This window comes from Nocardia sp. CDC160, from assembly GCF_035818795.1.
Taxonomy (GTDB): domain Bacteria; phylum Actinomycetota; class Actinomycetes; order Mycobacteriales; family Mycobacteriaceae; genus Nocardia.
Genome location: NZ_JAYKYT010000005.1, coordinates 270,767 through 295,618, shown reverse-complemented (window position 1 = coordinate 295,618; position 24,852 = coordinate 270,767). Strand labels below are relative to the sequence as shown.

The following is a 24,852-nucleotide window of genomic DNA, read 5'->3' as shown; positions in this document are numbered from 1 at the left end:
CCAGAGGAGCGAAACAATGACGCAGACCTTGCCCGGTCGCTATCTCGGCGGTGGTGCCCTCGACGATCTGGACGCCTGGTGGCGGGCCGCGAACTATCTTGCCGCGGGCCAGATCTACCTGCTGGACAATCCGTTGCTGACCGAGCCGCTGCGGCCCGAACACATCAAACCGCGCCTGATCGGGCACTGGGGCACTGTCCCGGGCGTGACCCTGACCTACGCGCATCTCAACCGGGTGATCGCACGCACCGGCCAGCGCATGATGTTCGTGCTCGGCCCCGGCCACGGCGCGGCGGCGCTGACCGCCGCCACCTGGCTGGAGGGCACCTACTCGCTGCGTCACCCCGAGGTGAGCCAGGATCTGGCCGGTATGCGAGAGCTGTTCCGGCAGTTCTCGTTTCCGGGTGGCGTGCCCAGCCACGCCGCACCGAACCTGCCCGGCTCGATTCACGAGGGCGGCGAACTGGGATACTCGCTCGCCCATGCCACCGGGGCCGCGCTCGACAATCCGGATCTGGTGGTGGCCTGCATGATCGGTGACGGGGAAGCCGAAACGGCCGCGCTGTCGGCGAGTTGGACCGCCCCGATGTTCCTCGATCGGGTCGGCGACGGCACCGTGCTGCCGATTCTGCACCTCAATGGCTACAAGATCGCCAATCCGACCCTGTTGTCCCGCATGGCCCGCGAGGATCTGGACCGCATGCTCACCGCCTACGGCTGGGAGCCGATGTATGTGGAGGGCAACGACCCGTTCGAGGTGCACGAGCGTTACGCGGCCGTCCTCGACGAAGCGTTCGAGCGGATCGCGGAGATCCGTGAGCATGCCCGGCTCGGCATGGGGCCGCGGGTGCCGTGCCGCCCGATGATCGTGCTCCGGACGCCCAAGGGCTGGACCGGGCCCGATATCGTCGACGGGGTCCCGGTGGCGGGCACCTTCCGCGCGCACCAGGTGCCGCTGACGAGCGTACGGGAGAATCCCGAACACCTTGCGCAGCTGGAGAATTGGCTGCTGTCCTACCGCCCGAGCGAGTTGTTCCAGGACGACGGTCGTCCGGTCGATCGGATTGCCCGCCTGCATCCGGAGCAGCTGCGCATGAGCGCCGATCCGAGCGCGCACGGCCACGACAGCGTCGATCTCCGGATGCCGAACGTCGCCGACTACACCGTCGGATTTGCCACGCCCGGAACCGAAGTCGCCGAGGCCACCCGCGTGCTCGGCGGATTCCTGCGCGACGTGCTGGTCGAAAATCCGCACAACATGCTGTTCTTCGCACCCGACGAACACACCTCCAATCGGCTCGACGCCGTGCTCGAGGTGACCGGAAGACGCTGGCGGCTGCCGCGTCTGGCCGGTGACGATCGGCTCTCGGCCGACGGACGGGTCTTCGAAGTGCTGTCCGAGCATCTGTGCCAGGGCTGGCTCGAGGGTTATCTGCTCACCGGGCGTCACGGCGTGTTCTCCACCTACGAGGCCTTCGCGCACATCGTCGACTCCATGGTGGTGCAACATGCCAAGTGGATGCACATGGCCTCCGAGTTCCCCTGGCGCACACCGATACCCAGCCTGAACTACCTGGTCACCTCGCATGTCTGGCGGCAGGATCACAATGGGGCCTCCCATCAGGATCCCGGCTTCATCGACCACGTGCTGAACAAGCGGCCCGAGGTGAGCCGCGTCTATCTGCCGCCGGACGCCAACTGCCTGCTGCACGTGTTCGACCACTGCCTGCGCAGCCGCGGGCGCGTGAATGTCGTTGTGGCGGGGAAACAGCCCGCCTTGCAGTACCTCGACGGCCGGGCGGCTCGCGAACACTGCGCGCGGGGGCTGGGCGTGTGGGAGTGGGCGTGCACCGATCAGGGCCGGGCCACCGAGGTCGTCTTGGCCTGCGCCGGTGACGTTCCCACCCAGGAAACCCTCGCCGCAGCGGCCCTGCTGCGAGAACTGGTGCCGGACTTGGCGGTTCGCGTGGTGAACGTCGTCGATCTGGCCCGCCTGTTCCCGCCGGACCGCCATCCGCACGGCATCTCCGACGCGGACTACCGCGATATCTTCACCGACGCCCCGGTCATCTTCGCCTTCCACGGCTACCCGTGGCTGATCCACCGCATCGCCTACCGCCGTCCCGGCCACGATGTCATGCATGTGCACGGCTTCACCGACAATGGCACCACCACAACGCCTTTCGACATGTGCGCCATGAACGGCATCGACCGCTTCGAACTGGCCGCCGCCGCCCTCGCCGAGGTGCCGCGGCTGGCGGGCAGCCTGGACGCGCTCACCGAGGAACTGATGTCTCGCCTCGAGGTCGCCTGCGCCTACCTGCGCCGCTATGGCGAGGACCCGCTCGAGATCCAGCACTGGCGCTGGCCGGACTCGACCGCATCGTCCGCATCGTGAAAGTGAAAGCCCTTACCCCGGGAGAAACCAAATGACAGAGCAGGAATACGACGACCCGCACCGCCTGGCCTCGGCGGGAGTCGTCGTGGGCGTGGACGGGTCGCCCGGGTCGGATATCGCGGTGCGCTGGGCGGCCGAGTTCGCGCAGCGCCGCGGTCGGGATCTGCAGATCGTCCATGGACTCGATTTGGTCGGCGCGGCGGGGATGGCCGGACCGCCTCCGAACGCGGCGCGGATCTCGTCGCCATCCACGTCTGGAGCGACTGGAGCGCAGGCAAATTCGCCGGTGACCACCCCACGCCCATGCTCGACGACGTCGAAACCGTCGAGGAATCCGTCCTCGCCGAACGCCTCGCGGGCTGGCAGGAGAAATACCCCGACGTGAAAGTCATCCGCCGCGTCTACCTCTCCTCCCCGGCCGCCCAACTCCGCGAGTGGTCCGAACAGGCCCAACTGGTGGTAGTTGGCAACCGCGGCCGCGGCAGTTTCCTCGGCATGCTCCTCGGCTCCACCGCCCACTCCCTGGTCCAACACGCCTACTGCCCCGTCATGGTCGTCCACCCGACCACCTGAGCCCGCGAACTCCGATCAGGCTCGAGCGCAGGCTCGGGCCTGATCTCGGGCGAGGGAGCGGTCGCGATGTTCCTCGAAGCGGGGGATCTGGGTATGTGCGAGGTTGTCGAGGTAGGCGGCCAGGCGGTCGCGGGCCGCTTCGCCGCGGGGGCCGAAGTCGGTGCGGCCGAAGACGTTCCATTGGCGTAGGACCGGCATGAGCACGTCTTCGTAGTGCTGGCGCAGGTCGTAGATGCCGTGTTTGGCCATGAGTACGCCGTTGCGGCGGAAGTTGGGCATGCCGGTGCCGGGCATGCGGAAGTTCTCCACGATCAGGTCGATGGCCTCCATGGCCTGGTCGGGGACCAGTTCGAGGGCCGCGCCGCACAGGGTGCGGTAGAAGATCATGTGCAGGTTCTCGTCGAGGGCCAGGCGCTGCAGCATGCGGTCGGCGATCGGATCGTCGCAGACCTTGGCGGTATTGCGGTGGCTGATGCGGGTCGCCAGCTCCTGGAAGCTGACATACGCCACCGAGTACAGGAATCCGGCGTGCGCGGCGGCGGTGGCGGGATCCACGGGCGCGGCGAAACCGTTTGTCATGTGCGCCATTCGGTCGTTCTCGAGCGCAACCGGGTCCACGCCGCGCGTCACCACCAGATAGTCCCGCAGCACGACGCTGTGCCGGTTCTCCTCGGCGGTCCAGCGACCCACCCAGGTGCCCCACGCCCCATCGCGCGAGAAGTTCTCCGCGATCTCGCGATGGTAGGAGGGCAGATTGTCCTCGGTGAGCAAATTGGTGACCAGCGCCGCCTTCGCCACCTCCGACAGCCGCGATTGCTCCGGATCCCAGTCGATTCCGCCCAGCGCCGCGAAATTCCGCCCATCGTCCCAGGGCACGTAGTCGTGCGGGTGCCAGTCCTTGAACACCGACAGATGCCGATCCAGCGCCTGCCCGGCGACCGGTTCGAGTTCGACGAGAATCTCACGCTGAGTCAGCTCACGCGCCACGGGTGATGTCCGCCTTCCCTGTCCGAGGTTGGAGGCCGTCCGGCCACCGACCACCGTTCCCGCTGGCGGCGGTCGGCGACAGGGGCGAAAGTCCCGATCGGGCAGGGATCTTCGATCTTGTTTCAGCGCGTGGTGAAGAAATCCGACAGCGGGCGGCGCGGGGTCGACTGCCACGGCTCGTCGGCTGGCGCCTTGCCAATCCGGATCATCAGCTGCGGCTTGTAGGTCGGGTGGGTCAGGCTGGTGAGCAGGTGACGGCCCGTCGGGAGCTCGGTGATATGGGTGAGGGCACAGGTCGATTGGCCCGCCACCGTGCATTCGAGCAGCACCGCCGAGAGCGCCTCACCGGTGTGCAGCCAGTCGGCGGGGGAGTCGAACTCGGTGCTGAGCACCACGACTCGTGCCCGATCCTCGGTGTCGGTGCGCCGCGTGGAATGCGGGGCCGACGGGAAGCGGCGGCCGACCGAGACCTGCGCGGCCTCGGCGTCCGAAAGCAGCGCGGTCGGTGGAATGCCCTCCGGAGACCCGGAATGCCCTGCCCACCAGCCGATCTCGGCCTGATACATCATGTCGTGATGCCGCAGTGCGGTGGCCTGCTCGGTGGCGGCGGCCAGCCGGGGCCGCAGATCGTCGGCCAAGGCGTCCAGCTCCACATAGTGGGGTGAGGTGAGCATGCGCAGATGCGGCAGCAGCGCCTCCCAGTCCTCGGGCGGGTCCATGGGCAGGCGGTCGGTGTGCCGCTCGGTCATGGCCGCAGCGCGCGAGATCAAACCGGCTGGCGGGGAATCCCAAGGGCGGAACCGTATTTCGGCGAGATGGGACGGCTCCGCGGGCGTCGGCAGGCGCAATGTGTCGGTGTGCCAGCCGCGCGCCCCGAAGGCGGTGCGCACGTGATGCAGCATCGCGCCGCAACTGATGATCAGCTGCCGACCGAGCGGATCAGCCGCAGTGAGCAACCGATCCGTATCGGCATAGAGGTGCAGGACGTCGCCGTCGAACACCCAGCGCCAGGGCTGGGTGTTGTGCACCGACGGCGCGCGCGAGGCCCGACGCATCGCCTCCAGCAGGGTGTGGCGGTCCGGGATCGCGACGGAGGGAACGTTCATGGCGGTCATGGTTAGAGTCTTCGCCCCGGCGACACCCGTCGATACGGGCTTTGCGACACCGCGAGCAGGGGATTTGGTCACCTCGCAGCAGGTGTGCGGCACCGGGTTTCGACGCGGGGTCACAGGGCCCGTGCGCTCGTGACCTTCGGCCGTGATGTGCCCGCCATCGACGCGGAATCCTGAATTCGACACCGGACTCGAATCGGACGTGGAGGTCGGCCATGACTGGACTATTGGGCAGAAGCATCATCGTCACCGGAGGCGCGCGTGGGATCGGCGCGGCCATCGCGACCGAATTTGTGAAGACGGGGGCGTCGGTGGTGATCGCCGATGTGCGCGACGACGACGGCGCGCAGCTGGCCCACTCCCTCGGCCCGAGCGCGCGTTTCCACCACCTCGACGTCACCGACTCCGACAACTGGGTGCGCGTCCTGACCGAGACCGAGGACGAATTTGGTTCCTTGCTGGCGCTGGTCAACAATGCCGGAATTCTCGACTTCGGCACGATCGAATCCGAGCACCCCGACCTGTTCCGGCATGTGTTGGACGTCAACCTGTTCGGCGCGTGGCTGGGCATGCACCTGGCCGCGCCGCGACTGCGGGTCGCGGGCGGGGGAGTCATCGTCAATATCTCCTCCACGGCCGGACTCACCGGATACGCCGGAATCGGCGGCTACGTGGCCAGCAAGTGGGGCCTGCGGGGTCTCACCAAGGCTGCCGCGGTCGAGCTGGGTGCCGCGAATGTCCGTGTCTGCTCGGTGCATCCGGGCCCGATCCACACCCCGATGACCGCCGGTCTCCCCGAGTCCATGGCCGCCGCGCAGCCCCTGCCGCGCTTCGGCGAACCCGAGGAGATCGCGGCCATGGTCCGATTCCTGATCACCGAGGCGACCTTCTCCACCGGTTCGGAATTCGTCGCCGACGGCGGCGCGACCGCGGGCCAGGCGCTCGTGCTCGAGTCCGTGGAATGAGGTGTGGTCGTGAGGGGAACCATCCTGGTCGCGTATGCCAGCCGCTACGGCTCCACCCGGGAGGTGGCCGAGCGAATCGCGGATACCCTGCGCGAGTGCGGATATGAGGTCGACTGCCGCGATATGCGCGAGGTGCGCAGCATCGACGACTACCGCACCGTGGTGCTGGGCGCGCCGTTCTACTACGGGCGCTGGCCCCGGACGGCCCGCCACTTCCTGAGCCGCTTCGGTCCCGGTCTCGCGCACCGCGATGTCGCCGTCTTCGCGACGGGACATATCGCCGCCGACAAATCCGCCGACACCCGCACCCAACTCGACATCCTGCTCGAGCGCAACGACTGGCTGCGTCCCTTCTCCTCCGAAATATTCGGCGGCCGTTGGGATCCCGCCGTCCTGCGGGGCCCGCAGCGCATGATGCTGTGGTTCCCCGCCTCGCCGCTGCGGGCGCTGCCGCCCGCGGATCTGCGCGATTGGCCCGCCATCGAGAAGTGGGCGCGATCGGTCGCCGAGTCGGTGAAGGCGGGTGCGGCCCAACCGAATCCGCCGAACGCGGGACAGCAGCACTCCCGCTCGGGCGCGAGCTTGTCGAGCATCGGCGAATACATCGCCGACCAGCAACGAAAGGAATTACGGCCATGATGTATTGGTACGGCCACGATATGGGCGGCTGGGGATACGCCTGGATGAGCATTGGAATGCTCATCTTCTGGGTCCTGGTGATCGGAGCCATTGTCATCGGCATCCGCTTCGCCATCGGTGAGCGACCCAGCTATCCCCAGCTCCCGACGCCGGAAGAACTACTCGCCCAACGCTTCGCGCGCGGTGAGATCAACGACAAGGAATACACCGACCGTCTCACCGCCCTGCGCCAGCGTTGACCCGAGAGGCCGACGGAAAGGAGCCGCGATAGCCGGATGTCATCAGGCGATGCCCCCGTACCGGACCCCGAGACTCCAACCAGTCGATCGGGGGCATTTGCAGGCGACCGTCTAGCGCGGGCGGTAGGTGTCGGTCGCGTTGGTGCGGTAGAAGAATTCCGCTTCCTCCTCGGTGGCGTCGGTGCCCACGATGTGGTCGATCGCGGTGACCAGTTCGGTGTAGGTGCCCGCCAGGGAATCCACCGGCATGTTGGAGGCGAACATCAAACGCCGCCAGCCCCATAGCGAAACACTGGACTCCAGCCAGTATTCGAGTGTCTGCCACGCCAAATCGGGGCAGATGAGCCCGAAGCCGGACAGCTTGCACAGCCACTGGGTTTCCTTGGCCGCCAACGACACCGCGTTGTGCCAGGCCGTGCGCGCCTCGGAGGAGTGCCCTTGCGGGAAGCCGAGATGTTCGAGCACGACCCGCAAATTCGGGTATCCGACGAGGAAGTCGATCCAGTCGAGGATCTCCGCGGGCTTGGCCACCAGGTCGAATACCAAGTCGCGCTCTTGCAGCCACCCGGCAAGGGCGTCGGCCGCAGGCGTATTCGGTGACAATCCCGTGAAAACCCGTACACCACTGAAGCGTTCGGTGCGTGCCTGCTCCTCGAGATGGTCGATCAGATCGGCCTTGGGCAGTAGCGGATCGACCGCCCCCACAATGGCGAACGGTCGAGGATCACCCTCGGCAATCCCATCCACCCAACGGGTTTCGGGCAGATACGTGTGCGGTGCGGTGGTCGCCGACACGTGCACCAGCCCGGCCACCTCGATATCCCCGAGCCCCCGGTCGAAGTCCGGCAGCAGGAAGTTCTGTGCGATATCCGGCCTCCCGGCCTCGACGAATCTCGCCAGACTCGGATACCAGGGGTGGGCGGCGGTGTCCCACAGGTGCATGTGGGCGTCGACGATGGGCGTGGTGGGCATGTGTTCGCAACTCCTACTGCATCGTTATGCCGCCGCTGACACTGATCAGCTGGCCGGTGACGTAGCTGGCTTCCGGGCTCGCCAGCCATGCGATGAGGGAGGCTACTTCGTCCGGTCGGCCCAGTCGTTTGAGGGGGATGGCTTTTTCGAGGGCGGTGAGGCTGGCTTGGTGGTCGGCCATGGTGTGGGTGACCATGCGGCCCTCCAGAGGGCCGGGGCAGACCACATTGACGGTGATGCGGTGGCGGGCCACCTCGCGGGCGAGCGACTTGGCGAAGCCGAACAGGCCGGATTTGGATGCGGCGTAGACGGTTTCACCGGAAGCACCGGCCCGCGCGCCGTCGGAGGCGACGAAGACGATGCGGGCGGCCTCGGCGTCGACCATGCCCGGCAGCAGCAGCTGGGTCAGCCGCATGGGTCCGCGCAGATTGACCTGGAACATGAGATCCCAGGCCAGAGTTCCGCAGTCCAGGAACGGCTCGACCACCGCGACCCCGGCGCAGTGCACGACGGTCGACACCCGCCCGCTCACCGCCCGGGCCGCCGCCGCCATGCTTTCCTCGCTGGTCAGATCCAGTTCCAGCGCAGTCGCGTCCGGCCCCAACCCCGCGGCGCATTCCCGCGCCCCTTCGACATCGACATCCGCGACCCACACCGCGCGTCCGGCCGCCGCCAGTCGCCGCGCCACCGCCCGCCCGACATCACCGGCCCCTCCGGTCACCAGCGCGCCGGACACACCCACCACTGCCTCACCCTGTTCCGCCGTCCATGAATTCTGTTCGGAATCAATCAATAGTCGGTCAAAGGGAATCGCGCGACACAATGTCCGCTATTCGAATGTCCAATGGGGATCGGTAGGGGAGCCAGCACGGCAGACGGCGCGGTGCGGCCGTACGGTCTGGGGGCGGCTCGACAGGCATACCATGTACCCCATGGCAATTCGTCACATCATCTCGATCCGGGTGGCGGCAGGCCGGGCTGCGGAGTTCGCCGCCGCCTTCGACGCAGTCCGCGCGCACACCCTCCGCGAGGAAGGCTGCGAACAATACGACCTGTACCAAAACACCACCGACCCAGACGCCCTGGTCATGCTCGAACGCTGGACCGACCAGCAAACCCTGGAAAAACACATGGCCACCGAACGCACCGAAAACACCGACCTCCTCAACCCCCTGATCTCCCTCTGGGAACCCGGTACCACCCCCACAGTCGAACGCTACGAAGACTGACCCACGGCCCCAACGTTTCGTGGACGTCGAACCGGAAATCCGCACCGCGGCCGGAGTTGTGCGCGGCAGCTGGGAGAGCGCTGTCGTAGTCTTCCGCGGAATTCGTTATGCCGAGCCGCCGATCGGGCCGCGTCGGTTCCTAGCTCCGATTCCTGTACGGCCGTGGGATGGGGTCCGCGATGCTCGGGAGTTCGGTCCGCCGGTTCCGCAATCCAGCAATCTCGGGTTGGTGATGTCGTCGGTGTCCGGAGACGTCGAGGATGGCTCCGAGGATTGCCTGACGCTCAATGTCTGGTCGCCTGATCTCGGTGGCGCGAATCTGCCTGTGATGGTGTGGATCCAGGGTGGGACCTATCTGGAGAACAACACCGCGAATCCACACTGCGATGGCGCGACCCTTGCCCGGGCAGCAGTCGTTGTGGTCAGCATGAACTACCGCGTCGGCATGGACGGGTTCGGGCGTATTACCGGTGCCCCGGACAATCGCGGCATTCTGGATCAGATTGCTGCCCTGGAGTGGGTTCAGCACAACATCGCCGCGTTCGGTGGAGACCCGGCCAATGTCACCGTGTTCGGTCAGTCCGCCGGTGCAGCGTCCATTGCCGCGCTGCTCGTCATGCCGAAGGCGGCCGGGCTGTTTCGCCGGGCGATCAGTCAGAGCATGCCCGGGACCTACTTCACCCCACGGCTCGCCGACGCGATCTCGACCACGATCGCCGCACAACTCGGCGTGCGGGCCACGGTTTCCGACCTCGCGCGCCTCCCGCCCCGTGCGCTGACCGACGCCACCACGGCGGTGATCGCGAAGTTGCCGGAGTTCGTTGATATCTGGGGGCCGATGGCGCTCACGCCGACGCCCTTCTCACCCATCGTTGATGGAGATGTGCTGCCGTGCGCGCCATGGACCGGGGTCTCCAACGGTGCCGCCCACGCCGTGGACCTGCTCATCGGCCATACCCGTGACGAGTTCCGGCTCTACACATCCCAGCCCGGCAATCAACCGACCCCGGAGCAGGTCGCAGTCGCCTTCGACCACCTCGGCCCCGGCACGGACGGTGAAAGGGCCTACCGCACTGCCTACCCCGATGCCACCCCCAGCCAACGATTCGAAATCCTCAACAGCGACTGGCTGTTCCGCATGCCAAGCCTGCACTTGGCCGACGCCGCCTATGTCGGCGGCGGACCCGTCTGGTTCTACGAATTGGCCTGGAGCTTCAACGCCGAACAGGGTGCCTCGCACTGTCTGGACTTCCTGCTGCTGTTCGGCACCCTCAGCCCGGACGAGGTCCGCGCCCACCGCTCCGCCCACCCAACCGCCGCAGACGAAATCCCCCACGTCGCCAAGCGCATCCGCGCCGACTGGGTGAGCTTCGCGACCACCGGCAAACCCGGCTGGGCACCCTATGATTCGCGCACCCGAGTTACCCGCGTTTATGACGCTGAGGCGGTCACCCGGCCATACCCCGAGCAAGCGTCACGGCGTATCTGGTCGGCCTACCGATTCGGCACTCTGGACCTGATGGGCTGATACACAGCGCAAAAAGACGAAAGAAGAAAGAACAAAAGATCAAAAGATGCCTGGAGAAGGGGGAGGGGCTGGCTGGGTTGGGCACCTCGGCTGCGGTTCCAGCCACCTCGAGGATTGGGCCGCCACGACATCCCGGCGTGAGGTGGGATTGGTTGGTCTGTAGAACGTAATACGTGCGGTCCGGGGGCTGGGATCGGCGGATACGGCACCGAAGTCGCGTCAGCTCAGGTCCGGTAGGGCAGGCGACGCAACCACACTTCCGGTACAGGCCGGTGCGGGACAATCCCGTTGCGGGACAACAACGTGAGGAGTCTTCGCTCGGGTTACCTGGCCTCGGGCATCTGAATCACCTGTTGGGCGGGCCGGGGCACGCGCGAACCCGGCGGGTTACGCGGCTCGCGTGCCCCATTGCTCGCAACTGACTTCTATATCAGTGGCGATTTGCCCTGCGAGGTGGTGTTTCTCGTTCACCCGGGGAGTGCCGGTCGGGTCGAGGGATTTGGGTGCGATCCAGCCGACGCGTCCGCGATGCGGGGAGTCTTTGCCCAGTATCACTGTCTTCCAGCCGTGTTCGCTGTCGTTGACCATGGCGTGGTGGTGATCGCAGACCAGGGCGAGGTTGTTCAGGTCGGTGGGTCCGCCCTTGGCCCAATCGATCACATGATGCGCCGCGCACATGGTCGCCGGGACATCGCAACCCGGGTGGGTGCAGCCCTTGTCGCGGGCGATCAGGGCCAGACGCTGACCGGAGGAGGCGATGCGCTCGCCGTAGCCCAGGTAGAGCGGGATGCCGTTGTCGTCGAGGACCGCCAGCACCGGGCGGGTGCCCGAGGCCATCTTCAGTGCTTCGTTGATCGACAGGTGGGTGCCCGAGGCGGTGGTCGCGATCCCCGTGCCGCGCTCCAGATCGGTGAGGGCCATGGTCAGTGTCACCTGCACGGGCATGCCACGGTGGGAGCCGAGCTTGCCCATGTCCACACCGGGCTGCAGCAGGGCGAGCAGGGCGTCGTGGGTGCGCTGCCCGGCGTCGCGGCGATCCCGACGCGCGGCGGCGTCCAGGACGTCGGAGTCGATGACGGAATCGCGAGTGGTGAGCGGTGTCTCGTCTTCGAGGTTGCACATGCCGGGCCGGGCGAACTTGGCCATCACCGCATCCCAGAGTGCGCGCAGTTTGGGGGTCATCCAGCCCTCGATGTAGCTCATCCCGTCCACGCCGGGGCGGCCGACGACGATGCCGCGGCGGCGACGGCGATCGGCGTCGTTGATAACGGTGCCGTCGGGGTCGAGGCGGGCGAGGATCTCCCGCCCGATCTTGGGCAGATCGTCGGGGAACAGGCCCTCGGCGGACTTCTCCACCAGAATGCGCTCGGCCTGCGTCCGGGCTTCGGCGGGGATGTCGGTGGGCAGGTGGGTCATGATGGTGACGATGTGGCGGACGTGATCGCGCGAAATCGCCCCGGCCGCATAGGCATCGGCGGCGATCGCCAGGTTCGCCGGGCGCAGGTGTCCGGTCAGCTGCCGGAATTCCCCGCACTCGTGAGTGATCTTCACCCGCACCGACGCATCATGCGCCGACAAACCCAGGGTGTGACGCAGAAACGGAACCAGTTTGCCCGCCCCGGACTCTTCCGGCAGCGCTCGCTCCTGTGCCTCGATGATCAGCTTCGAATCCAGTGCCGACAGTTGACGTTTGCAGGTTTCCAGCTGCTGCATCAACACCACGGCCTCGGTATCGGAGAACGCGGCGAGGCTGTGGTGCAGGATCGAATCCGACAGGGCTTCGACCGCGGCCACCAGTTCGGTGATGCCGCAGTTGTCGAATGTCACCGCCTTCGAATCCATGTTCTAATTCTACCGCCGAATTGATCTCGGCGATAGTCGAATTCCATTGTTATATAAGGCTGTTCAGATAATGCACTTGCTCTTCGATGAGTATTGGGACGTGGTGTCGTCCGGGTTCCTATGACGAAAGTTCTATTGCATACAACGATGTCGTTGGAGTCCGCGCCAGATCTGCGGGATACTCCTGAAGTCTCCCACCGATAGGCGGCAGCCCATCAGCGCCAACGACTTCCGCGCCACGAGCCCCGCGCTCTGGCCCGGCTATATCGGCGGCACCGCGCTGCTGCGGATGCCCGTAGCTGTCATCGTGGTGCGGCTGCTGGGCGGCCCCGAATTCCGCCTGGCCGTGGCGTGGGTGGTGGTCGCCGTGGCCGCGATCGCGGAGATCGCACTGACCGTCGTCGTCATGCGGGAGACCTGGCGATGGTTCGGTCAGGGAACCGAACCCGATGAGCGGCAGCGCGGGCGGGCATTGCGACTGCCCGCCCGCGTCGCCCTGCTGCAGGCGATGGCCTGGGCCGTCCTCGGGCTCGTCCTGGTTGCCGTACAACGGGATTCGTCGTGGCGGCTGCAGCTGCTCATCGTGCTGGCGGCGGTGGTCGGCGGTGCGGTCTCGAGCCTGTCCAGCTACCTGATGGGCGAGCGCATCCTGCGGCCGGTCCGCGCGGCGGCACTGGCCGGACAGCCGCCCCTGCCGTTGCCGCGCCACGGTGTCGAAGTCCGCATGCTGATCAGCTGGTTCCTTTTCACCGGATCCGCACTCGTGCTCATTGTCGTGCTGGTGATCGACCAGTACCTGGGATCGCACGTGATCGCGGTGCACGATGTGCGTGGCCCGGTGCTCGCGGCCGCCGTCCTGGGCCTGTACGCCGGAATCGTGGGCACCACCCTCGCGGCGCGATCGGTGTCGGACCCGCTGCGCGAGGTGACCAAGGCCATGGCGGCCATCGCGAGGGGCGAATTGTCCACTCGCGTAGCCGTCTACGACACCGCCGAAACCGGAGTGCTCCAGGCCGGATTCAATGCCATGGCCGAGGCGGTGGAGGAACGGGAGCGGTTGCACGACCTGTTCGGCAGACATGTCGGCCGCGATGTGGCCAGCCACGCCCTACGCAACGGCACCGGGCTGACCGGCGAATTACGCATCGTCGCTGTGCTGTTCATTGATCTGGCCGGGTCCACCAGCTTTGCCGCCACCCATATGCCGGACGCCGTGGCGAGCATGCTCAATGACTTCTTCCGCCTCGTGGTCTCGTCCGTGGACGAGCACGGCGGCTTCATCAACAAGTTTGAGGGTGACGCCGCACTGGCGATATTCGGTGCGCCGGTGGAGATTTCCGACCCGGCGGGCGCGACCCTGCGCGCGGCACGGGAATTGGCCGCATCGCTCGAATCCGCGCCCGGGATGCTGGATTTCGGGATCGGCGTCGCATACGGCACGGTCTTCGCGGGAAACATCGGCGCGGAGGACCGCTATGAATACACGGTGATCGGCGACGCCGTGAATCAGTCGGCACGGTTGTCGGACCTGGCCAAGGCGCGGCCGGGTCGAGTGCTCGCCGCCCGAGAAGTGGTCGACGCTGCCGCATCGACGGAGGCCGAACACTGGCGGAACATCGACACGGTTATTCTCCGGGGCCGTTCCGCCCCAACGGATCTCGTGACACCGATCGCGCAGCCACGATGAATCCCCTCGGATTCGATCGATGGTCGCTCAACGGGAATGGCGCGACACGATGTCCGCGATTCGGGTGCGGAACGACTCGGGGGAGAAGGTGGCGGCGTGCTTGCGGATGGTCTCGGCGTGATAGGCCGAGGGGTCGAAATCGCGCATCAGTCGGGCGAACCCGGCGACCACCGAGTCATCGGAACCGGCCGGTACGTGTTCGCCGGAGATGCCCGGAACGACGGTGTCCAACGCGCCCCCCTCGCCGACCGCGAGCACCGGTGCGCCGCAGGCCATGGCCTCGACCGGCACAATGCCGAAGTCCTCGACCCCGGGCATCAGCAGTGCCCGGCAGCGCCGATACATGTCCTGCAGCACCTCGTCGGAGGCCGCGCCCAGGAAAACGGTCTCCGGCCCCGCCATCGATTCCAGCTGACGCCGATAGCGGCCGTCACCCAGAATCACCAGCCGCACCCCCGCCTGCCGCGCCGCGCGAATGGCGAGATCGGGCCGCTTGTAGGGCACCAGCCGCCCCGCGAAGAGGAAGAAGTCCTCCCGCTCGACACGCGGGTCCGGCGCGAACCGCTCCACGCGCACCGGCGGATTCACCACCGACGCGGGCAGCCCCCACCAGTCCCGCACCCGGTCGGCCACCGCCTGCGAATTGGCCACCACATGCGCCAGCCGCGGCGCGGCCCGCAATTCGTTCCGCCGCGCCATCACCCCCAAGGCCGTCAAAGCGGCCTGCCCTGCCACTCCTCCGGCTTCCCGAGCCCGAAACGCCCTGTCCCACGCCCATCGAGCCGGACTGTGCACATAGGCGATCACGGGCGCATCGGTGGCCAAGGCGGCTTGCGTCGCGAACGCGTGATGACTCACGACCACCGCATCGAACTCGTCTCGGAGCGGCAGCCCGCGCAAAACCCGTGGCACCAGCGGCAAGAGCGGTGCGTGCGACCGCCGACCACTTGCCGCATAGGCCCGCGACAACCAGCTGTCACGCACCAGATGTGCTGCCGCCGCGGGTATTTCGGTCGAGTCCCCTTCCTCGGAGACCTCGAGTCCGGCCGCGGTGAGCAGTGCGCGTGTGCACGGCGCATCGGCGATCGGTGCGAACACCGGTGCGCCGGGCCAGGTCTTGATGAACTCGGCGACCACCGCCTCGGATCCGCCGTACTCGGTGAACCGCTCGTGCACGATCGCGATTCGGGCTGCGGACATGGGTCTACTCCTGGGTGGCTCGGTCGAGCAGGCGGCGCGGGGCGGCCTTGCGGCGCAAGGCGGGAGCCACGGGGCGGCCGGTGAGCAGGCCTTCGACGGTGCCTTGCTCGAGGGCCTTGCGGTAGGTCTTGGCGGCCGATTGGCAGGCGTCGACGGTGTGGTCGATATCGGCGTCGGTGTGGGCGGCGGAGTTCACGAAGGATTGGCCCAGGACGCCTCGATCGAGGAGCTCCTGGAGGAACAGGGTGCGATAGGGCTGAGACGGGCTGCCCTGCGGGTCCCGGGTGAGGAAGACCTGGCAGGAGGGACGACCCGCCACCTCCAGATGGTCGGCGATGCCGAGGTCGGCGGCAATGGCATTGACCGCGCTCGCCAGACGGCGGCCGGAAGCTTCCATCCGGGCGACGGGGTCCGAGTTCTTGTACGTCTCGACCACCGCGCGAAAAGCGGCCAGAGACGCCGTTTCCGGGCCGTGCGTGGTGGACAGCAGGAAGACGCGGTCCGCGTCGGTGCGCAGGCCGCCGAGCTCCATGTACTCGCGCTTCCCGGCCAGGGCGGAGAGCGGGAAGCCATTGGCCATCGCCTTGCCCCAGCACGAGAGATCGGGTGTGACGCCGTAAAGACGTTGGGCCCCACCGGCGGACCAGCGGAAGCCGGTGATCATCTCGTCGAACACCAGCAGTGCGCCGAATCGGTCGCAGAGAGCGCGGACGCCCTCGAGGAATCCCGGGGCGGGTTCGGCCAGGGCGGTGGCCTGCTCCAGGAATACGCACGCGATGTCGTTGTCGCGCAAGGCCGTTTCGAGCGATTCGAGGTCGTTGTAGCGGAACCGCACGGTCGATTGAGGCGGAATGCCCGCATTCATCTCGGTCATGCCGATGAACCAGTCGTCGACGGAGAAGAACGGCTGATCACAGATCGCCACCGTCTCACGCCCGGTGACCGCGCGCGCCAACCGCACCGCCGCCGTCGTGGTGTCGGACCCGTTCTTGGCGAACTTCACCATGTCGGCCCCGGGCACCAGGCTCAGAAAATCCTCGGCGGCAAGCAGCTCCAACTCCGTCGGCCGGGAGAAGTTGACCCCGTCGGCGATGGCCCGCGCCACCGCGTCCACCACCGGCTCGAACCCGTGCCCCAGGGTCACCGACCGCAACCCCATGCCGTACTCGACATACTCGTTGCCGTCCGCGTCCCACACCCGAGCACCTTTGCCGCGCACCAGAATCGGTGCCATATCCTCGGGATACTGGTCCGCTCCGCGCGCGTAGGTGTGCGCTCCGCCCGGCACCAACTCGTGCAGCCGGGCCTGAATCGCGTTGCTGCGCCGATAATCACGCATGCCGTGTCCCTCCCGCGGTGATGGCCCATAGCTCGTGGTCGCCGCGCCGCCCGTCCAATCCGGTGTAGCTGCGCATGATTGCCTCCTTGTGCAGTCCCGCCTGCGCGGCGACCGCGGCCGATGCGGTATCCCCGGCGGCGACGGCGGTGAATACGCGAAAGAGTCCGAGCCGGTCGAAGGCGTATGCCAGCAAGGCCCGGGTTGCCGCCAGGCGGACACCGTCGTCGGCGCGGGCGGGATCGGCCCGGATCTGCATCCGGGCACTGCGATCGAACAGGTCCAGGTCGAACAGCCGGGCCAGCCCGGCGTGGGCGCCCTCGACGTCGAGGACGAGCAGCAGACCGGCGGGGGAGCGCACTCCCGCTGTGCTGCGGGCGAATTCGCGCCACCAGGCCGCTCCGGTGCTATCGAACACGTCGCCCGGCGTGGGCCCACCGTTACGCGCCGGGTGCGCGACCCGGTCGGCGGGACGCGGACTCCGCAGCACCGCGCCCTGGTATCCGGGCAGCGTCAGCGTCACCGGCCGCGCGGGCAGCAGCTGCTGCACGGCCCGCCACAGCTGCCCGGCCCGATACCTGGCCGTCACCCCGAGAACCACGGCGGCATCGGGTATTCCGTCCGACTCCGCGGGGCCGGTGTTCACCTCCGGCGGTACCGCCGTCGCGTGGGCGAGGGTCCGCGCGATCCACATCCGCGTGAATCCCACGTCCGGAATCTCGGCCCGGGTCATCGCCCACAGATCGTGGTCCGTTCGCGCCCCGCCCACATCGAACCGTAGCGCCATGCGACCCTCGCGCACGAATCCGATCTGCTTGGCCCCATTGGTCGCCGCCGCGTTCCTGGGCGAGATCGGCGCGTTGACGCGTTCGAGCCCGAGCACGTCGAAACCGAAGTCGAGGATCAAGCCCGCCGCGATGCCGCCGAACCCGTGCCGACCCATGCGGGCGTCGATCCAGATCCCCATCTCGCCCTGCCGGGCCTGCGGATCGATATTGCCGATCTCCACCTGCCCGGCGAAGCGGCCGTCGATCTCGATGACGGTGGCCACCCGCCGCCCGGTGCGGGCATTGGTGGCGGCCTCCAGACACTCACGCACCCACGCCTTTTCGCTGTGCCGGGCATCCCAGTCCAGCGGCGAGGTGTGCCAGAACGGCTCCAGGAACGCGCGGTCGTTCAACCGCAGCCGTCGCCATTGCGGAAAGTCGTCGAAGCGCGGCAGCCGCAGCACCAGGGTGCGTCCGTGCAGCCGCGCCGGGCCCAGGCGCAGTCCCGCGAACCCGCGGCGGGGCCCCGTGAACCCGCCGGTCACGAGCGCGGTCGCTGCTTACCCAGCGACGAGGTCTTGACCGCCCCGTCCGTCCCCACCGAGAGCCGCCAATACGTTCCCGCCGAATCCTTCATCACGATTCCCCCTTCGCTGCGATCGGAAAGATATGCGCCACTGTTCAATATGGCCGACATTACGGTGCCGTCGCGCTCCTGCACTTGAAAAATGTCGGCATCCGGCTGGGTCGCCTGCACCACCGTCGTCCCGGCGAACCGCGCCCCGTGAATGGCCCCGCGCCCGATCACGTGCCATCCGTCCGGAAAGGACTTGGGATCGACGTCCTCGTAGGACCCGGAGATGAGATTGATGGCGGTGCCCTCGGCCGCGCCCTTGGGGTCCACGCGCACCTCGATCGGCGGTGCGTCCAGATCCGGATCGAACTGCACATTGGCCAGATACGGCTGGCGGCAATGGATCAGGTCCAGGCAGACCTTGCGCGCGGCCACCTTGCAGTTGACCAGGCCGAACTGCGCGGGACCGCCCGCGGGTCCGCCGATGGACAGCGCGGTGTCCGAGCCCTCGAACCACACGTTGGTCAGCCACCAGTCATTGGCGGGCCCGTCCACCACCACATGCTTGTCGGTGGTCTTGGGGTCGTTGTCGGACACGAATTCCACATTGGCCAAGGCCAATCCGGCATTGTGATCGCCGCCGGTGCCCAGTACCCCGATGTGATTGTTGGTGAGTTTGGAGGCGGTCACATAGTTCTGAATGCACGAGGTGACGATCCCGTACCCGAAGTTGTTGATATCGGAGTTGATGACGGTGGTGCCGCCGGTGTTCTGATCCAGCACCAGCCCGCGCTGCTCCTGGAACCGGGGTGCGTTGTCGCTCAGATGATTTCCGCGCAGCACCACCGAGTCGAAGGTGCAGCGGAAGCACTCCGAGAGCCGCACCGCCGTCGCCTTGGGTCCGGAGAGATAGAACCCCAGGCGCGAGAATCGAATCCGCTGCTTGCGCTGCAACGAGATGAACGTGTCGTCGCCCTCGTAGTTGATCAGCGTGACATCCGCCCCGTCGCCGAGGACGGTCGCGTAATTCGGCAGTGCCGGAAACCGTTTCAGCGTGTACTGGCCGGACGGAATGTAGAGCACCAGCGGCTTGTCGCCCACATTCGCCGCCGCCAGGAAGGCGTCGGTGTCGTCGGCCTTCCCGTCCCCGACCGCGCCGAAGTCCTTCACATTTCGCGCCGACGGCTGATCGGTGACGTGCGGTGACCGGAATTCCGTTCCGCCCGAATCGCTTTTCGCGCACGCCGCCGCCACCGGCAGGATGGCGGCCGCCCCCAGCCCCGCGGCGAGCAGCCGCCGCCGTCGCACGGCGGCGTCCGCCCGGTTGTCGTCTTGCCCCCCGGCCTCCTCGATCACCGCTTGACCAGATCGAGGGGATGACTGAGCACATGGCCGAGACCCTTTGGCGGCCGGGAGAAGACGACCGCGCCGATCAGCCGCTTGTTGTCGCGGCCGAAGGTGGCCAGCGCGCCGCGCACCTGATTGGAGGTGGTCGGCCCCAGCTCGATCACGCCGAGGGTGGCGTCGCAGCGCCGGGCCAGCGCGATGGCGTCGGCCGCCGAGGTGACCGGCGCGGCCTCCACCACGATGTGGTCGAATTCGCTGCGCAGCTTGGACATGATGTCGTCGAACCGCTCGGAATCGAGCAGATCCGCGGTGCGGAAGTCCTGGCCCCCGAGTCCCAGCACGCTGATCCCCACCTCCGGCCAGCTCACCACGGTGTTCGTCGGACTTGTGTTGCTGCGCAACAGTTCCGCCAGCCCGGGCGCGGCCGCCGCGGGCGTGCGCCGAGTCGAGCCGTTGCCGGTGGTGTCGGCGTCGACGAGCACCACCCGTGAGCCGGTGTCGGCGAAGGTGCGCGCCAGCCCGATCGCCACATCGGGTTCCGAATGCGAGGACAGGGAGGTCAGCAGCAGGCTGACCCGTTCGGGATCCTCGGTGAGACGGGTGCGCAGGCGGCGCAGCTCGCCCGCCGCGCCGGGCCGCCCGTCGTCCACGATGCCCAGGATCGGCACCGGCAGAAAGGCTTCCAGCTCGGTGGAGGTGCGCACCCGCTTGTCCAGCCGGTCGCGCACCAGCGCCGCGCCCAGGCCCAACACCAATCCGCCCAGGATGCCGAGGACGTAGTACCGCTTCTTCTGCGGCCCGCTCGGCTGAGTCGGCGTCTGCGCCTTGTCGATGACCTCGGCGCGCGCGGCGGGCGCGGCATCGGACTGGATCACCTCGAGCCGCGACACCAGCGCCCGGAACTGCGACACCACCTCATCGGTGAGCGTGCGCGCCCCCGCCGCGGTGGAGTCCTTCACCGAGATGATGATGATCGTCGTCGCGGGCGGCGAGACCGCGCTGATGCGCCCGCGCAGATCGTTCACCGAGGACTTCAACCCCAGCTGATCGTGCACATAGGTCGCCACCGTGACGCTGGAGGCCAGATCCACATACGACCGCACCCGCTGCTGCGCGGCCAGTCCGCCCTGGTACGAGTCATTGACCGAGGTCCCCGTCGCCATGGAGATGTACACCGAACTCGAGGCCGTGTACTCCGTCGGCAAGCTGGCCGCATAGCCGTACGCCGCCCCCGCGCAGATCACCACCGCGGCGACGATTATCGCCCAGCGCCGCCGCAGCAACCGCCAGTAGTCGATCAAACCCATTGCGCTGTCCTCGTTTTCCCGGATGGCTGCGGAACCCCCGACAGCTGATCCATCCGTCTGCGTAATTCACCGACAACCAGATACGCCAGCCACGCCAGCACCACGGCCTGCAGATACTTGCCGAGCATTTCGACGGTGCCCAGGACGCCGCGTTCGAACAGCACCGGCACCTCGATGACCGACAGGCCCAGAATGGCCATGGCCAGGTTCTTGCTGTAGAGGGCGCGAATCCAGATCAGCAGGAGGACGAAGGTGATCGTCACCCCCACCGCCACCCCGACGTAGCCGCCCAGGACGTAGCCCTCGTTGATATTGCCCTCGGCCAGCGACACCTCCACCGTCGACATGTCCACCGACCGGCCGCGCACCTGCTCGGCCCAGGCCGCCCCGGAGCGGAATTTCTCCGCGCCCAGCAGCTGGGTCGGGATCAGGGACTGGTAGGCGTGCACGAGCACCTGACCCGGTGTCAGCCAGGAGCTCGGCCCGGCGAACCAGGAGTCGGTGGCGGCCTCGAGCAGGTCGAAGCGGCGCAGCATGCTCAGGAACGGGTGCACCACGGCCGGATACTGCGCATCCACCTGTGCCGCATCGGCTTTGGCGGTGGCGGTGGACTTGAGCGACTGCAGCCAGCCGAAGCCACCCAGGGCCAGGCCGATGATGCCGAACACCCCGATCACATTGACCCGGGTCCAGCCGGTCATGGCGAAGCGCACGGCGATGGCCAGGGCCGCGCCCATGATCGGGGTCTTGGACTGCACGATCGCCGTCCAGACCAGCTCGCCGCACACCAGCGCGCCGACCATCAGGGCGGTGGTGCGCGCGGAATCGTTGCGGTAGAACACGATCAGGCCGACCGCGCCGATGGTGGCCAGAATGGTGACCAGGTTGATGACCGGATTCGGGCTCTCCAATTCGCCTGCCTTGCCGCTGCTTCCGGTGGCGTAGGCGGCCAGGCGGCCCAGCGTGCCGATGCCGTAGAGCAGGATCAGCGTCTGGGTGAAGGTCGGATCGCCCGCGAAAGGCGCGACGCGCGGCGCGGTTGCGCGCGGGCGCAGCCGCACCCACAGGACGTAGGCGACGACGAGCGCGGTGTAGAACCACAATCCGAAGATCACCGGCCGCAGCACGGCGGTGATGCCCAGGTCGTAGCCGTACTCGTAGAGCCGCGGGTCGGGCACGTTGTCGCCGAAGCTGGGCACGGGCTGGACCCACAGCAGCACCACCGGACGCGCGACATAGGACAGCGACCAGTGCGCGGTCTGCGCGATGAGGAACACCCGGGCGACACCGGGGAGGTACATCGCGGCCACGACAATCGTCGCCAGCGCGGCGGCGACGAGGAATACGGCGACTTGTGCGGAGGCCATCACTCTCCCATCACCCGTATGTCCGCGCCGCGTGCCCGGGCGTTACCCGACTGCGCGGCCGATCTTTTCGGTCCGTTCCTCATGCCAGCGCATCGACGATCTCGCGGGCGCGATCGACGTAGCGGTGCCCCTCGGCGGCGATGCGGCGGTGCCCGGCCTCGGCCACCTTGGCCACCTGATCCGGATGTCTGCCGCAGCGCCGCAGGATGTCCCGCAGTTCGGCCGGGCCGGAGAACAGGAAGCATTCGGCCTCGTCCTGTAGCAGCTCGGCGTGCTCGTCGGTGCGCTCGCCGACGAAAAGTCCACCGGCGGCCGGAACTTCGAAGGTCCGGCAGGTGTGAGTATCGCGGTTGTCCGAGTTGAGCAGCACCAGATTGGCGGTGACGGCGGCGATGGCGGCGGAGAAGTGCTCGCCGTAGACCGCACCGCCGATATCGGCACCGGTCCGCCACAGCGGACGCACGCGCCGCCAGCCCGGACCGCGTAAGAGCATGTCCCCCCGGTGTTCCCGGGCCAGCTCGATCAAGAGCCCTTGACGGTCGGGACGGACCGCGCCGATGAATCCGACCAGATACCGGCGGACACCGCGGCGCGCGACGGGATAGTGCAGCGCCGGATCGTAAGCGCTACGAACGAATTTCACGTTCCGGACGCCGCGGGCGGCGAGCTCGGCGACATTGTGCGACTTGGTGGTGACGATCAGATCCCATTCCGGCTCGTGTGCCAGGTATTCCGGGCTGGTGTTGTACGGATTGGACACGTCATCGGGGCTGTAGTGCACGTGCAGACCTGCGGGCGCGCTCAGCAGCCGCCGCTGGTCCAGATGCACCGCCTTGAACGCGAAGAGCATGTCCGGCGCGAATTCGCGCGCGGCCGCCTCGATCTCGCGATGGAGCGCCTCGACATCCCACGGTGCCCGGCGGTGCGCGAGCTTCGAATACACCCACGGCGGCGACAATCGGGCGGGCAGCGTGACCGAGGTCGTATCGATCACCACCACCTCGTGCCCCGCCTGCCGGAATCCGTCGGCGAGTGAGCGCGCATTGCTACCCACCCAGTCGTCCCCGACGAAGAGCACTTTCACGCTGGATCCCCCTTGGTAAGCAGTGCGGTGGTCGGCTCGACCGGTCCCCGCCGGGTGGTCCGTTCCCGGACCATGAGCCATCGCACCCGGATGATGTACCACAATGCGACACCGATTTCCGCGGAAACGGTGCCGTACACCAGGGTCCATACCGATTGCGTGCGCCACGCGGCGGTCAGCGCCACCCCCGCGATGCAGGTGCCGATGATCGCCCCGATCAGCACACCGATGGTGTCCTGCTTGACCGGCAGGACGGCGGTGGTCACATACGAGGTGATCGTGGTGGCGGGCAGAATCAGGATCTCCACGCGCAGCATGGGAATCGCGCCGTTGAAGTCGTCGGTGTAGATGAGGTGGATGAGGATCGGGGCCATCACCCACACCGAGACGACGGCCAGGCTGGCCAGGGTCACACAGCCGATCAGCATTTGGATCTGATTGCGCCAGAACTGGTCGTGGGAGCTGCGCCGGGCCATGCGGGGCAGCAGCGCGAATCCGATGGGATCCAGGGTGGATTGAATCGCGCGGACCAGCCGGTCGCCCGCGGAGTACAGGCCCAGCGAGGCCGCCTCGAGCACCGCGCCGTACACCGCGGCCGAGCCCTGGCCGTAACCGGTGACCAGCAGCCGCGAGGTGAAAATCGGTGCGGCCATGCGCAGTACGGCCTTCACGCCGTAGGGCCGGGCGGGCGGGCCGAACTTGCGGAAGGAGTCCCACCAGGTCAGCCCGACGGTGGCGACCGACGAGATCAGCAGGCACAGCACGGCGATCGACGCGCTGGGGAAGTGCGGCAGCAGACCCACCAGCAGTCCGAGATAGCCGATGCGGCCGACCCCCTGATACATGGTCGAGCTGCCGAATCTGCCCTGGCCGATGAGCAGCCAGTCCTCCGAGATCGACCAGAAGCCACCGGCGAACAATCCCAGCAGCACCATGTGCAGTTTGGGCGAGACCCCGACCGCGACGCTCGCCAGCAGCGCCGCGCCGATGATCGTCAAGGTCGTCGCGCGAATGGCCAGATAGGTGCCGCGCAGCCGGTTCACCTCGCGATGGCCCGGATCGTCGTCGGACACCTTGGCGGCCAGGAACGAGGTGACGCCCAGATCCACGGCGAGCGAGCCGATGAAATAGGACGACATGCCGATGGCCAGCAGGCCGGTGCCGTGGGGTCCGAGCATGCGGGCCAGCAGCGGCACGGTGACCAGCGTGATGACGTACTGCCCGTACTTGCCGAAGGTCACCAGGCCGATATCGCGGAGGATGCTGCCGAGACCGCCGAGTCCGCCGACCGCTTTGCGATGCCGACCATCGGCCTCGGCATGGTCTGCCGCGCCGGAGGTTTCGTCCCCGGCGGACGGGGTGTACGCACCCGTGGCGTCCCGGGCCGTGGGGCTGAGCTTCGGCAGTTGGACGGTCGGCGGTTCGTAGGGATCGCCGTAGAAGGTGGGCAGCACCGGCCCGCGCGAGGGCGCGGCGTACCGGGCGGCCCGGGACTCCTCGAAAGAGACCGCGTTCCAGCCGCTTCCGTGCTCGAAGCCTGGCTCGAAACCGTTGGCGGTGGCCGGTCCGGGGCGGTGGCCCACCGACCCGGCTTCGTGCTGGGACTCGTCGTGCTCGAACGCGCCGTCCTGCTGGTCGACGTCCGGGATCCGGTGCCGCAGGTGGCGGCGCTGCCGCAGCCTGCCGAGTGTGCCGAGGC

22 protein-coding genes are annotated in these 24,852 nt (G+C 67.6%); 9 read left to right on the top strand and 13 right to left on the bottom strand.

Translation table 11 applies throughout. The annotated features are described in order from the left end of the window. The first annotated feature begins 16 nt into the window (after positions 1 to 16). The 3 genes from VMT40_RS29045 to VMT40_RS39425 are packed head-to-tail and all read left to right on the top strand — an operon-like array spanning position 17 to position 2,971. A complete protein-coding gene (locus VMT40_RS29045; RefSeq protein WP_326362132.1) occupies positions 17 to 2,398 on the top strand; it encodes a phosphoketolase family protein in 2,382 nt (793 codons plus the stop codon). Continuing rightward, a complete protein-coding gene (locus tag VMT40_RS39430) occupies positions 2,331 to 2,783 on the top strand; it encodes a universal stress protein (protein WP_442790073.1) in 453 nt (150 codons plus the stop codon). The genes VMT40_RS29045 and VMT40_RS39430 overlap by 68 nt, the downstream gene beginning before the upstream one ends. Then, positions 2,702 to 2,971, top strand: a complete 270-nt coding sequence (locus VMT40_RS39425) for a universal stress protein (protein ID WP_442790072.1) — start codon at positions 2,702 to 2,704, stop codon at positions 2,969 to 2,971. Before VMT40_RS39430 ends, VMT40_RS39425 begins: the two co-directional genes overlap by 82 nt. Positions 2,972 to 2,986: 15 nt before the next feature. On the opposite strand, the gene VMT40_RS29030 is transcribed toward VMT40_RS39425, so the two are convergent. After that, on the bottom strand, positions 2,987 to 3,958 hold the full coding sequence (locus VMT40_RS29030; RefSeq protein ID WP_326362131.1) for an acyl-ACP desaturase: 972 nt from the start codon (positions 3,956 to 3,958) through the stop codon (positions 2,987 to 2,989). A gap of 122 nt (positions 3,959 to 4,080) precedes the next feature. Beyond that, on the bottom strand, positions 4,081 to 5,064 hold the full coding sequence (locus tag VMT40_RS29025) for an Acg family FMN-binding oxidoreductase (RefSeq protein WP_326362129.1): 984 nt from the start codon (positions 5,062 to 5,064) through the stop codon (positions 4,081 to 4,083). A gap of 221 nt (positions 5,065 to 5,285) precedes the next feature. Between VMT40_RS29025 and VMT40_RS29020 the strand changes: the two genes are divergently transcribed. The 3 genes from VMT40_RS29020 to VMT40_RS29010 are packed head-to-tail and all read left to right on the top strand — an operon-like array spanning position 5,286 to position 6,913. Further along, positions 5,286 to 6,035 (top strand): SDR family oxidoreductase, encoded by a 750-nt coding sequence (locus VMT40_RS29020; RefSeq protein WP_326362128.1) that lies wholly within the window; start codon positions 5,286 to 5,288, stop codon positions 6,033 to 6,035. 9 nt (positions 6,036 to 6,044) lie between these two features. Further along, positions 6,045 to 6,674, top strand: coding sequence for a flavodoxin domain-containing protein (locus VMT40_RS29015; RefSeq protein ID WP_326362126.1), 630 nt, complete (start codon positions 6,045 to 6,047; stop codon positions 6,672 to 6,674). Further along, the gene (locus VMT40_RS29010) at positions 6,671 to 6,913 is read left to right on the top strand and encodes an SHOCT domain-containing protein (RefSeq protein WP_326362125.1); all 243 of its coding nucleotides are present in this window, start codon (positions 6,671 to 6,673) and stop codon (positions 6,911 to 6,913) included. The genes VMT40_RS29015 and VMT40_RS29010 overlap by 4 nt, the downstream gene beginning before the upstream one ends. Positions 6,914 to 7,024: 111 nt before the next feature. On the opposite strand, the gene VMT40_RS29005 is transcribed toward VMT40_RS29010, so the two are convergent. After that, positions 7,025 to 7,885, bottom strand: coding sequence for an amidohydrolase family protein (locus VMT40_RS29005; protein ID WP_326362123.1), 861 nt, complete (start codon positions 7,883 to 7,885; stop codon positions 7,025 to 7,027). A gap of 13 nt (positions 7,886 to 7,898) precedes the next feature. Continuing rightward, complete coding sequence (locus tag VMT40_RS29000; protein ID WP_326362121.1) at positions 7,899 to 8,630, bottom strand: SDR family NAD(P)-dependent oxidoreductase; 732 nt, start codon at positions 8,628 to 8,630, stop codon at positions 7,899 to 7,901. 187 nt (positions 8,631 to 8,817) lie between these two features. Here VMT40_RS29000 and VMT40_RS28995 point away from each other — a divergent pair, with 187 nt between their 5' ends. Continuing rightward, positions 8,818 to 9,114, top strand: a complete 297-nt coding sequence (locus VMT40_RS28995) for a putative quinol monooxygenase (protein ID WP_326362119.1) — start codon at positions 8,818 to 8,820, stop codon at positions 9,112 to 9,114. A gap of 19 nt (positions 9,115 to 9,133) precedes the next feature. Beyond that, positions 9,134 to 10,642 (top strand): carboxylesterase/lipase family protein, encoded by a 1,509-nt coding sequence (locus VMT40_RS28990; RefSeq protein WP_326362118.1) that lies wholly within the window; start codon positions 9,134 to 9,136, stop codon positions 10,640 to 10,642. Between the two features lie 387 nt (positions 10,643 to 11,029). Here the strand turns inward: VMT40_RS28990 and VMT40_RS28985 are convergent, their stop codons facing one another. Continuing rightward, positions 11,030 to 12,484, bottom strand: coding sequence for an HNH endonuclease signature motif containing protein (locus VMT40_RS28985; protein WP_326362117.1), 1,455 nt, complete (start codon positions 12,482 to 12,484; stop codon positions 11,030 to 11,032). A 289-nt stretch (positions 12,485 to 12,773) separates the two neighbouring features. On the opposite strand from VMT40_RS28985, the gene VMT40_RS28980 reads away from it, so the two are divergent. Next, a complete protein-coding gene (locus VMT40_RS28980) occupies positions 12,774 to 14,171 on the top strand; it encodes an adenylate/guanylate cyclase domain-containing protein (RefSeq protein ID WP_326362116.1) in 1,398 nt (465 codons plus the stop codon). Positions 14,172 to 14,198: 27 nt separating this feature from the next. Here VMT40_RS28980 and VMT40_RS28975 read toward each other — a convergent pair whose 3' ends face one another. The 8 genes from VMT40_RS28975 to VMT40_RS28940 form a co-directional block, all read right to left on the bottom strand. Further along, positions 14,199 to 15,371 (bottom strand): glycosyltransferase, encoded by a 1,173-nt coding sequence (locus tag VMT40_RS28975; protein ID WP_326362115.1) that lies wholly within the window; start codon positions 15,369 to 15,371, stop codon positions 14,199 to 14,201. Positions 15,372 to 15,375: 4 nt separating this feature from the next. Further along, positions 15,376 to 16,710 (bottom strand): glutamate-1-semialdehyde 2,1-aminomutase, encoded by a 1,335-nt coding sequence (locus VMT40_RS28970; protein WP_326362114.1) that lies wholly within the window; start codon positions 16,708 to 16,710, stop codon positions 15,376 to 15,378. Beyond that, complete coding sequence (locus VMT40_RS28965; RefSeq protein WP_326362112.1) at positions 16,703 to 18,019, bottom strand: GNAT family N-acetyltransferase; 1,317 nt, start codon at positions 18,017 to 18,019, stop codon at positions 16,703 to 16,705. The genes VMT40_RS28970 and VMT40_RS28965 overlap by 8 nt, the downstream gene beginning before the upstream one ends. After that, positions 18,016 to 19,401: a glycosyl hydrolase family 28-related protein gene (locus tag VMT40_RS28960; RefSeq protein WP_326362779.1), complete on the bottom strand. Its 1,386-nt coding sequence runs from the start codon at positions 19,399 to 19,401 to the stop codon at positions 18,016 to 18,018. Before VMT40_RS28960 ends, VMT40_RS28965 begins: the two co-directional genes overlap by 4 nt. Further along, positions 19,401 to 20,702: a Wzz/FepE/Etk N-terminal domain-containing protein gene (locus VMT40_RS28955; RefSeq protein ID WP_326362111.1), complete on the bottom strand. Its 1,302-nt coding sequence runs from the start codon at positions 20,700 to 20,702 to the stop codon at positions 19,401 to 19,403. The genes VMT40_RS28960 and VMT40_RS28955 overlap by 1 nt, the downstream gene beginning before the upstream one ends. After that, complete coding sequence (locus VMT40_RS28950; protein ID WP_326362110.1) at positions 20,693 to 22,069, bottom strand: hypothetical protein; 1,377 nt, start codon at positions 22,067 to 22,069, stop codon at positions 20,693 to 20,695. The genes VMT40_RS28955 and VMT40_RS28950 overlap by 10 nt, the downstream gene beginning before the upstream one ends. 79 nt (positions 22,070 to 22,148) lie before the next feature. Further along, the gene (locus tag VMT40_RS28945) at positions 22,149 to 23,153 is read right to left on the bottom strand and encodes a CgeB family protein (RefSeq protein ID WP_326362108.1); all 1,005 of its coding nucleotides are present in this window, start codon (positions 23,151 to 23,153) and stop codon (positions 22,149 to 22,151) included. After that, positions 23,150 to 24,415: an oligosaccharide flippase family protein gene (locus tag VMT40_RS28940; protein ID WP_326362778.1), complete on the bottom strand. Its 1,266-nt coding sequence runs from the start codon at positions 24,413 to 24,415 to the stop codon at positions 23,150 to 23,152. Before VMT40_RS28940 ends, VMT40_RS28945 begins: the two co-directional genes overlap by 4 nt. Positions 24,416 to 24,852 lie beyond the last annotated feature (437 nt).

Excerpts from the sequence above, each read along its gene's own strand:
- VMT40_RS29045 (WP_326362132.1), top strand. The coding sequence starts at position 17 with ATGACGCAGACCTTGCCCGGTCGCTATCTCGGCGGTGGTGCCCTCGAC.
- VMT40_RS39430 (WP_442790073.1), top strand. The coding sequence starts at position 2,331 with ATGGCGAGGACCCGCTCGAGATCCAGCACTGGCGCTGGCCGGACTCGA.
- VMT40_RS39425 (WP_442790072.1), top strand. The coding sequence starts at position 2,702 with ATGCTCGACGACGTCGAAACCGTCGAGGAATCCGTCCTCGCCGAACGC.
- VMT40_RS29025 (WP_326362129.1), bottom strand. The coding sequence starts at position 5,064 with ATGAACGTTCCCTCCGTCGCGATCCCGGACCGCCACACCCTGCTGGAG.
- VMT40_RS29020 (WP_326362128.1), top strand. The coding sequence starts at position 5,286 with ATGACTGGACTATTGGGCAGAAGCATCATCGTCACCGGAGGCGCGCGT.
- VMT40_RS29010 (WP_326362125.1), top strand. The coding sequence starts at position 6,671 with ATGATGTATTGGTACGGCCACGATATGGGCGGCTGGGGATACGCCTGG.
- VMT40_RS29005 (WP_326362123.1), bottom strand. The coding sequence starts at position 7,885 with ATGCCCACCACGCCCATCGTCGACGCCCACATGCACCTGTGGGACACC.
- VMT40_RS28995 (WP_326362119.1), top strand. The coding sequence starts at position 8,818 with ATGGCAATTCGTCACATCATCTCGATCCGGGTGGCGGCAGGCCGGGCT.
- VMT40_RS28985 (WP_326362117.1), bottom strand. The coding sequence starts at position 12,484 with ATGGATTCGAAGGCGGTGACATTCGACAACTGCGGCATCACCGAACTG.
- VMT40_RS28980 (WP_326362116.1), top strand. The coding sequence starts at position 12,774 with ATGCCCGTAGCTGTCATCGTGGTGCGGCTGCTGGGCGGCCCCGAATTC.
- VMT40_RS28975 (WP_326362115.1), bottom strand. The coding sequence starts at position 15,371 with ATGTCCGCAGCCCGAATCGCGATCGTGCACGAGCGGTTCACCGAGTAC.
- VMT40_RS28970 (WP_326362114.1), bottom strand. The coding sequence starts at position 16,710 with ATGCGTGATTATCGGCGCAGCAACGCGATTCAGGCCCGGCTGCACGAG.
- VMT40_RS28955 (WP_326362111.1), bottom strand. The coding sequence starts at position 20,702 with ATGGGTTTGATCGACTACTGGCGGTTGCTGCGGCGGCGCTGGGCGATA.
- VMT40_RS28950 (WP_326362110.1), bottom strand. The coding sequence starts at position 22,069 with ATGGCCTCCGCACAAGTCGCCGTATTCCTCGTCGCCGCCGCGCTGGCG.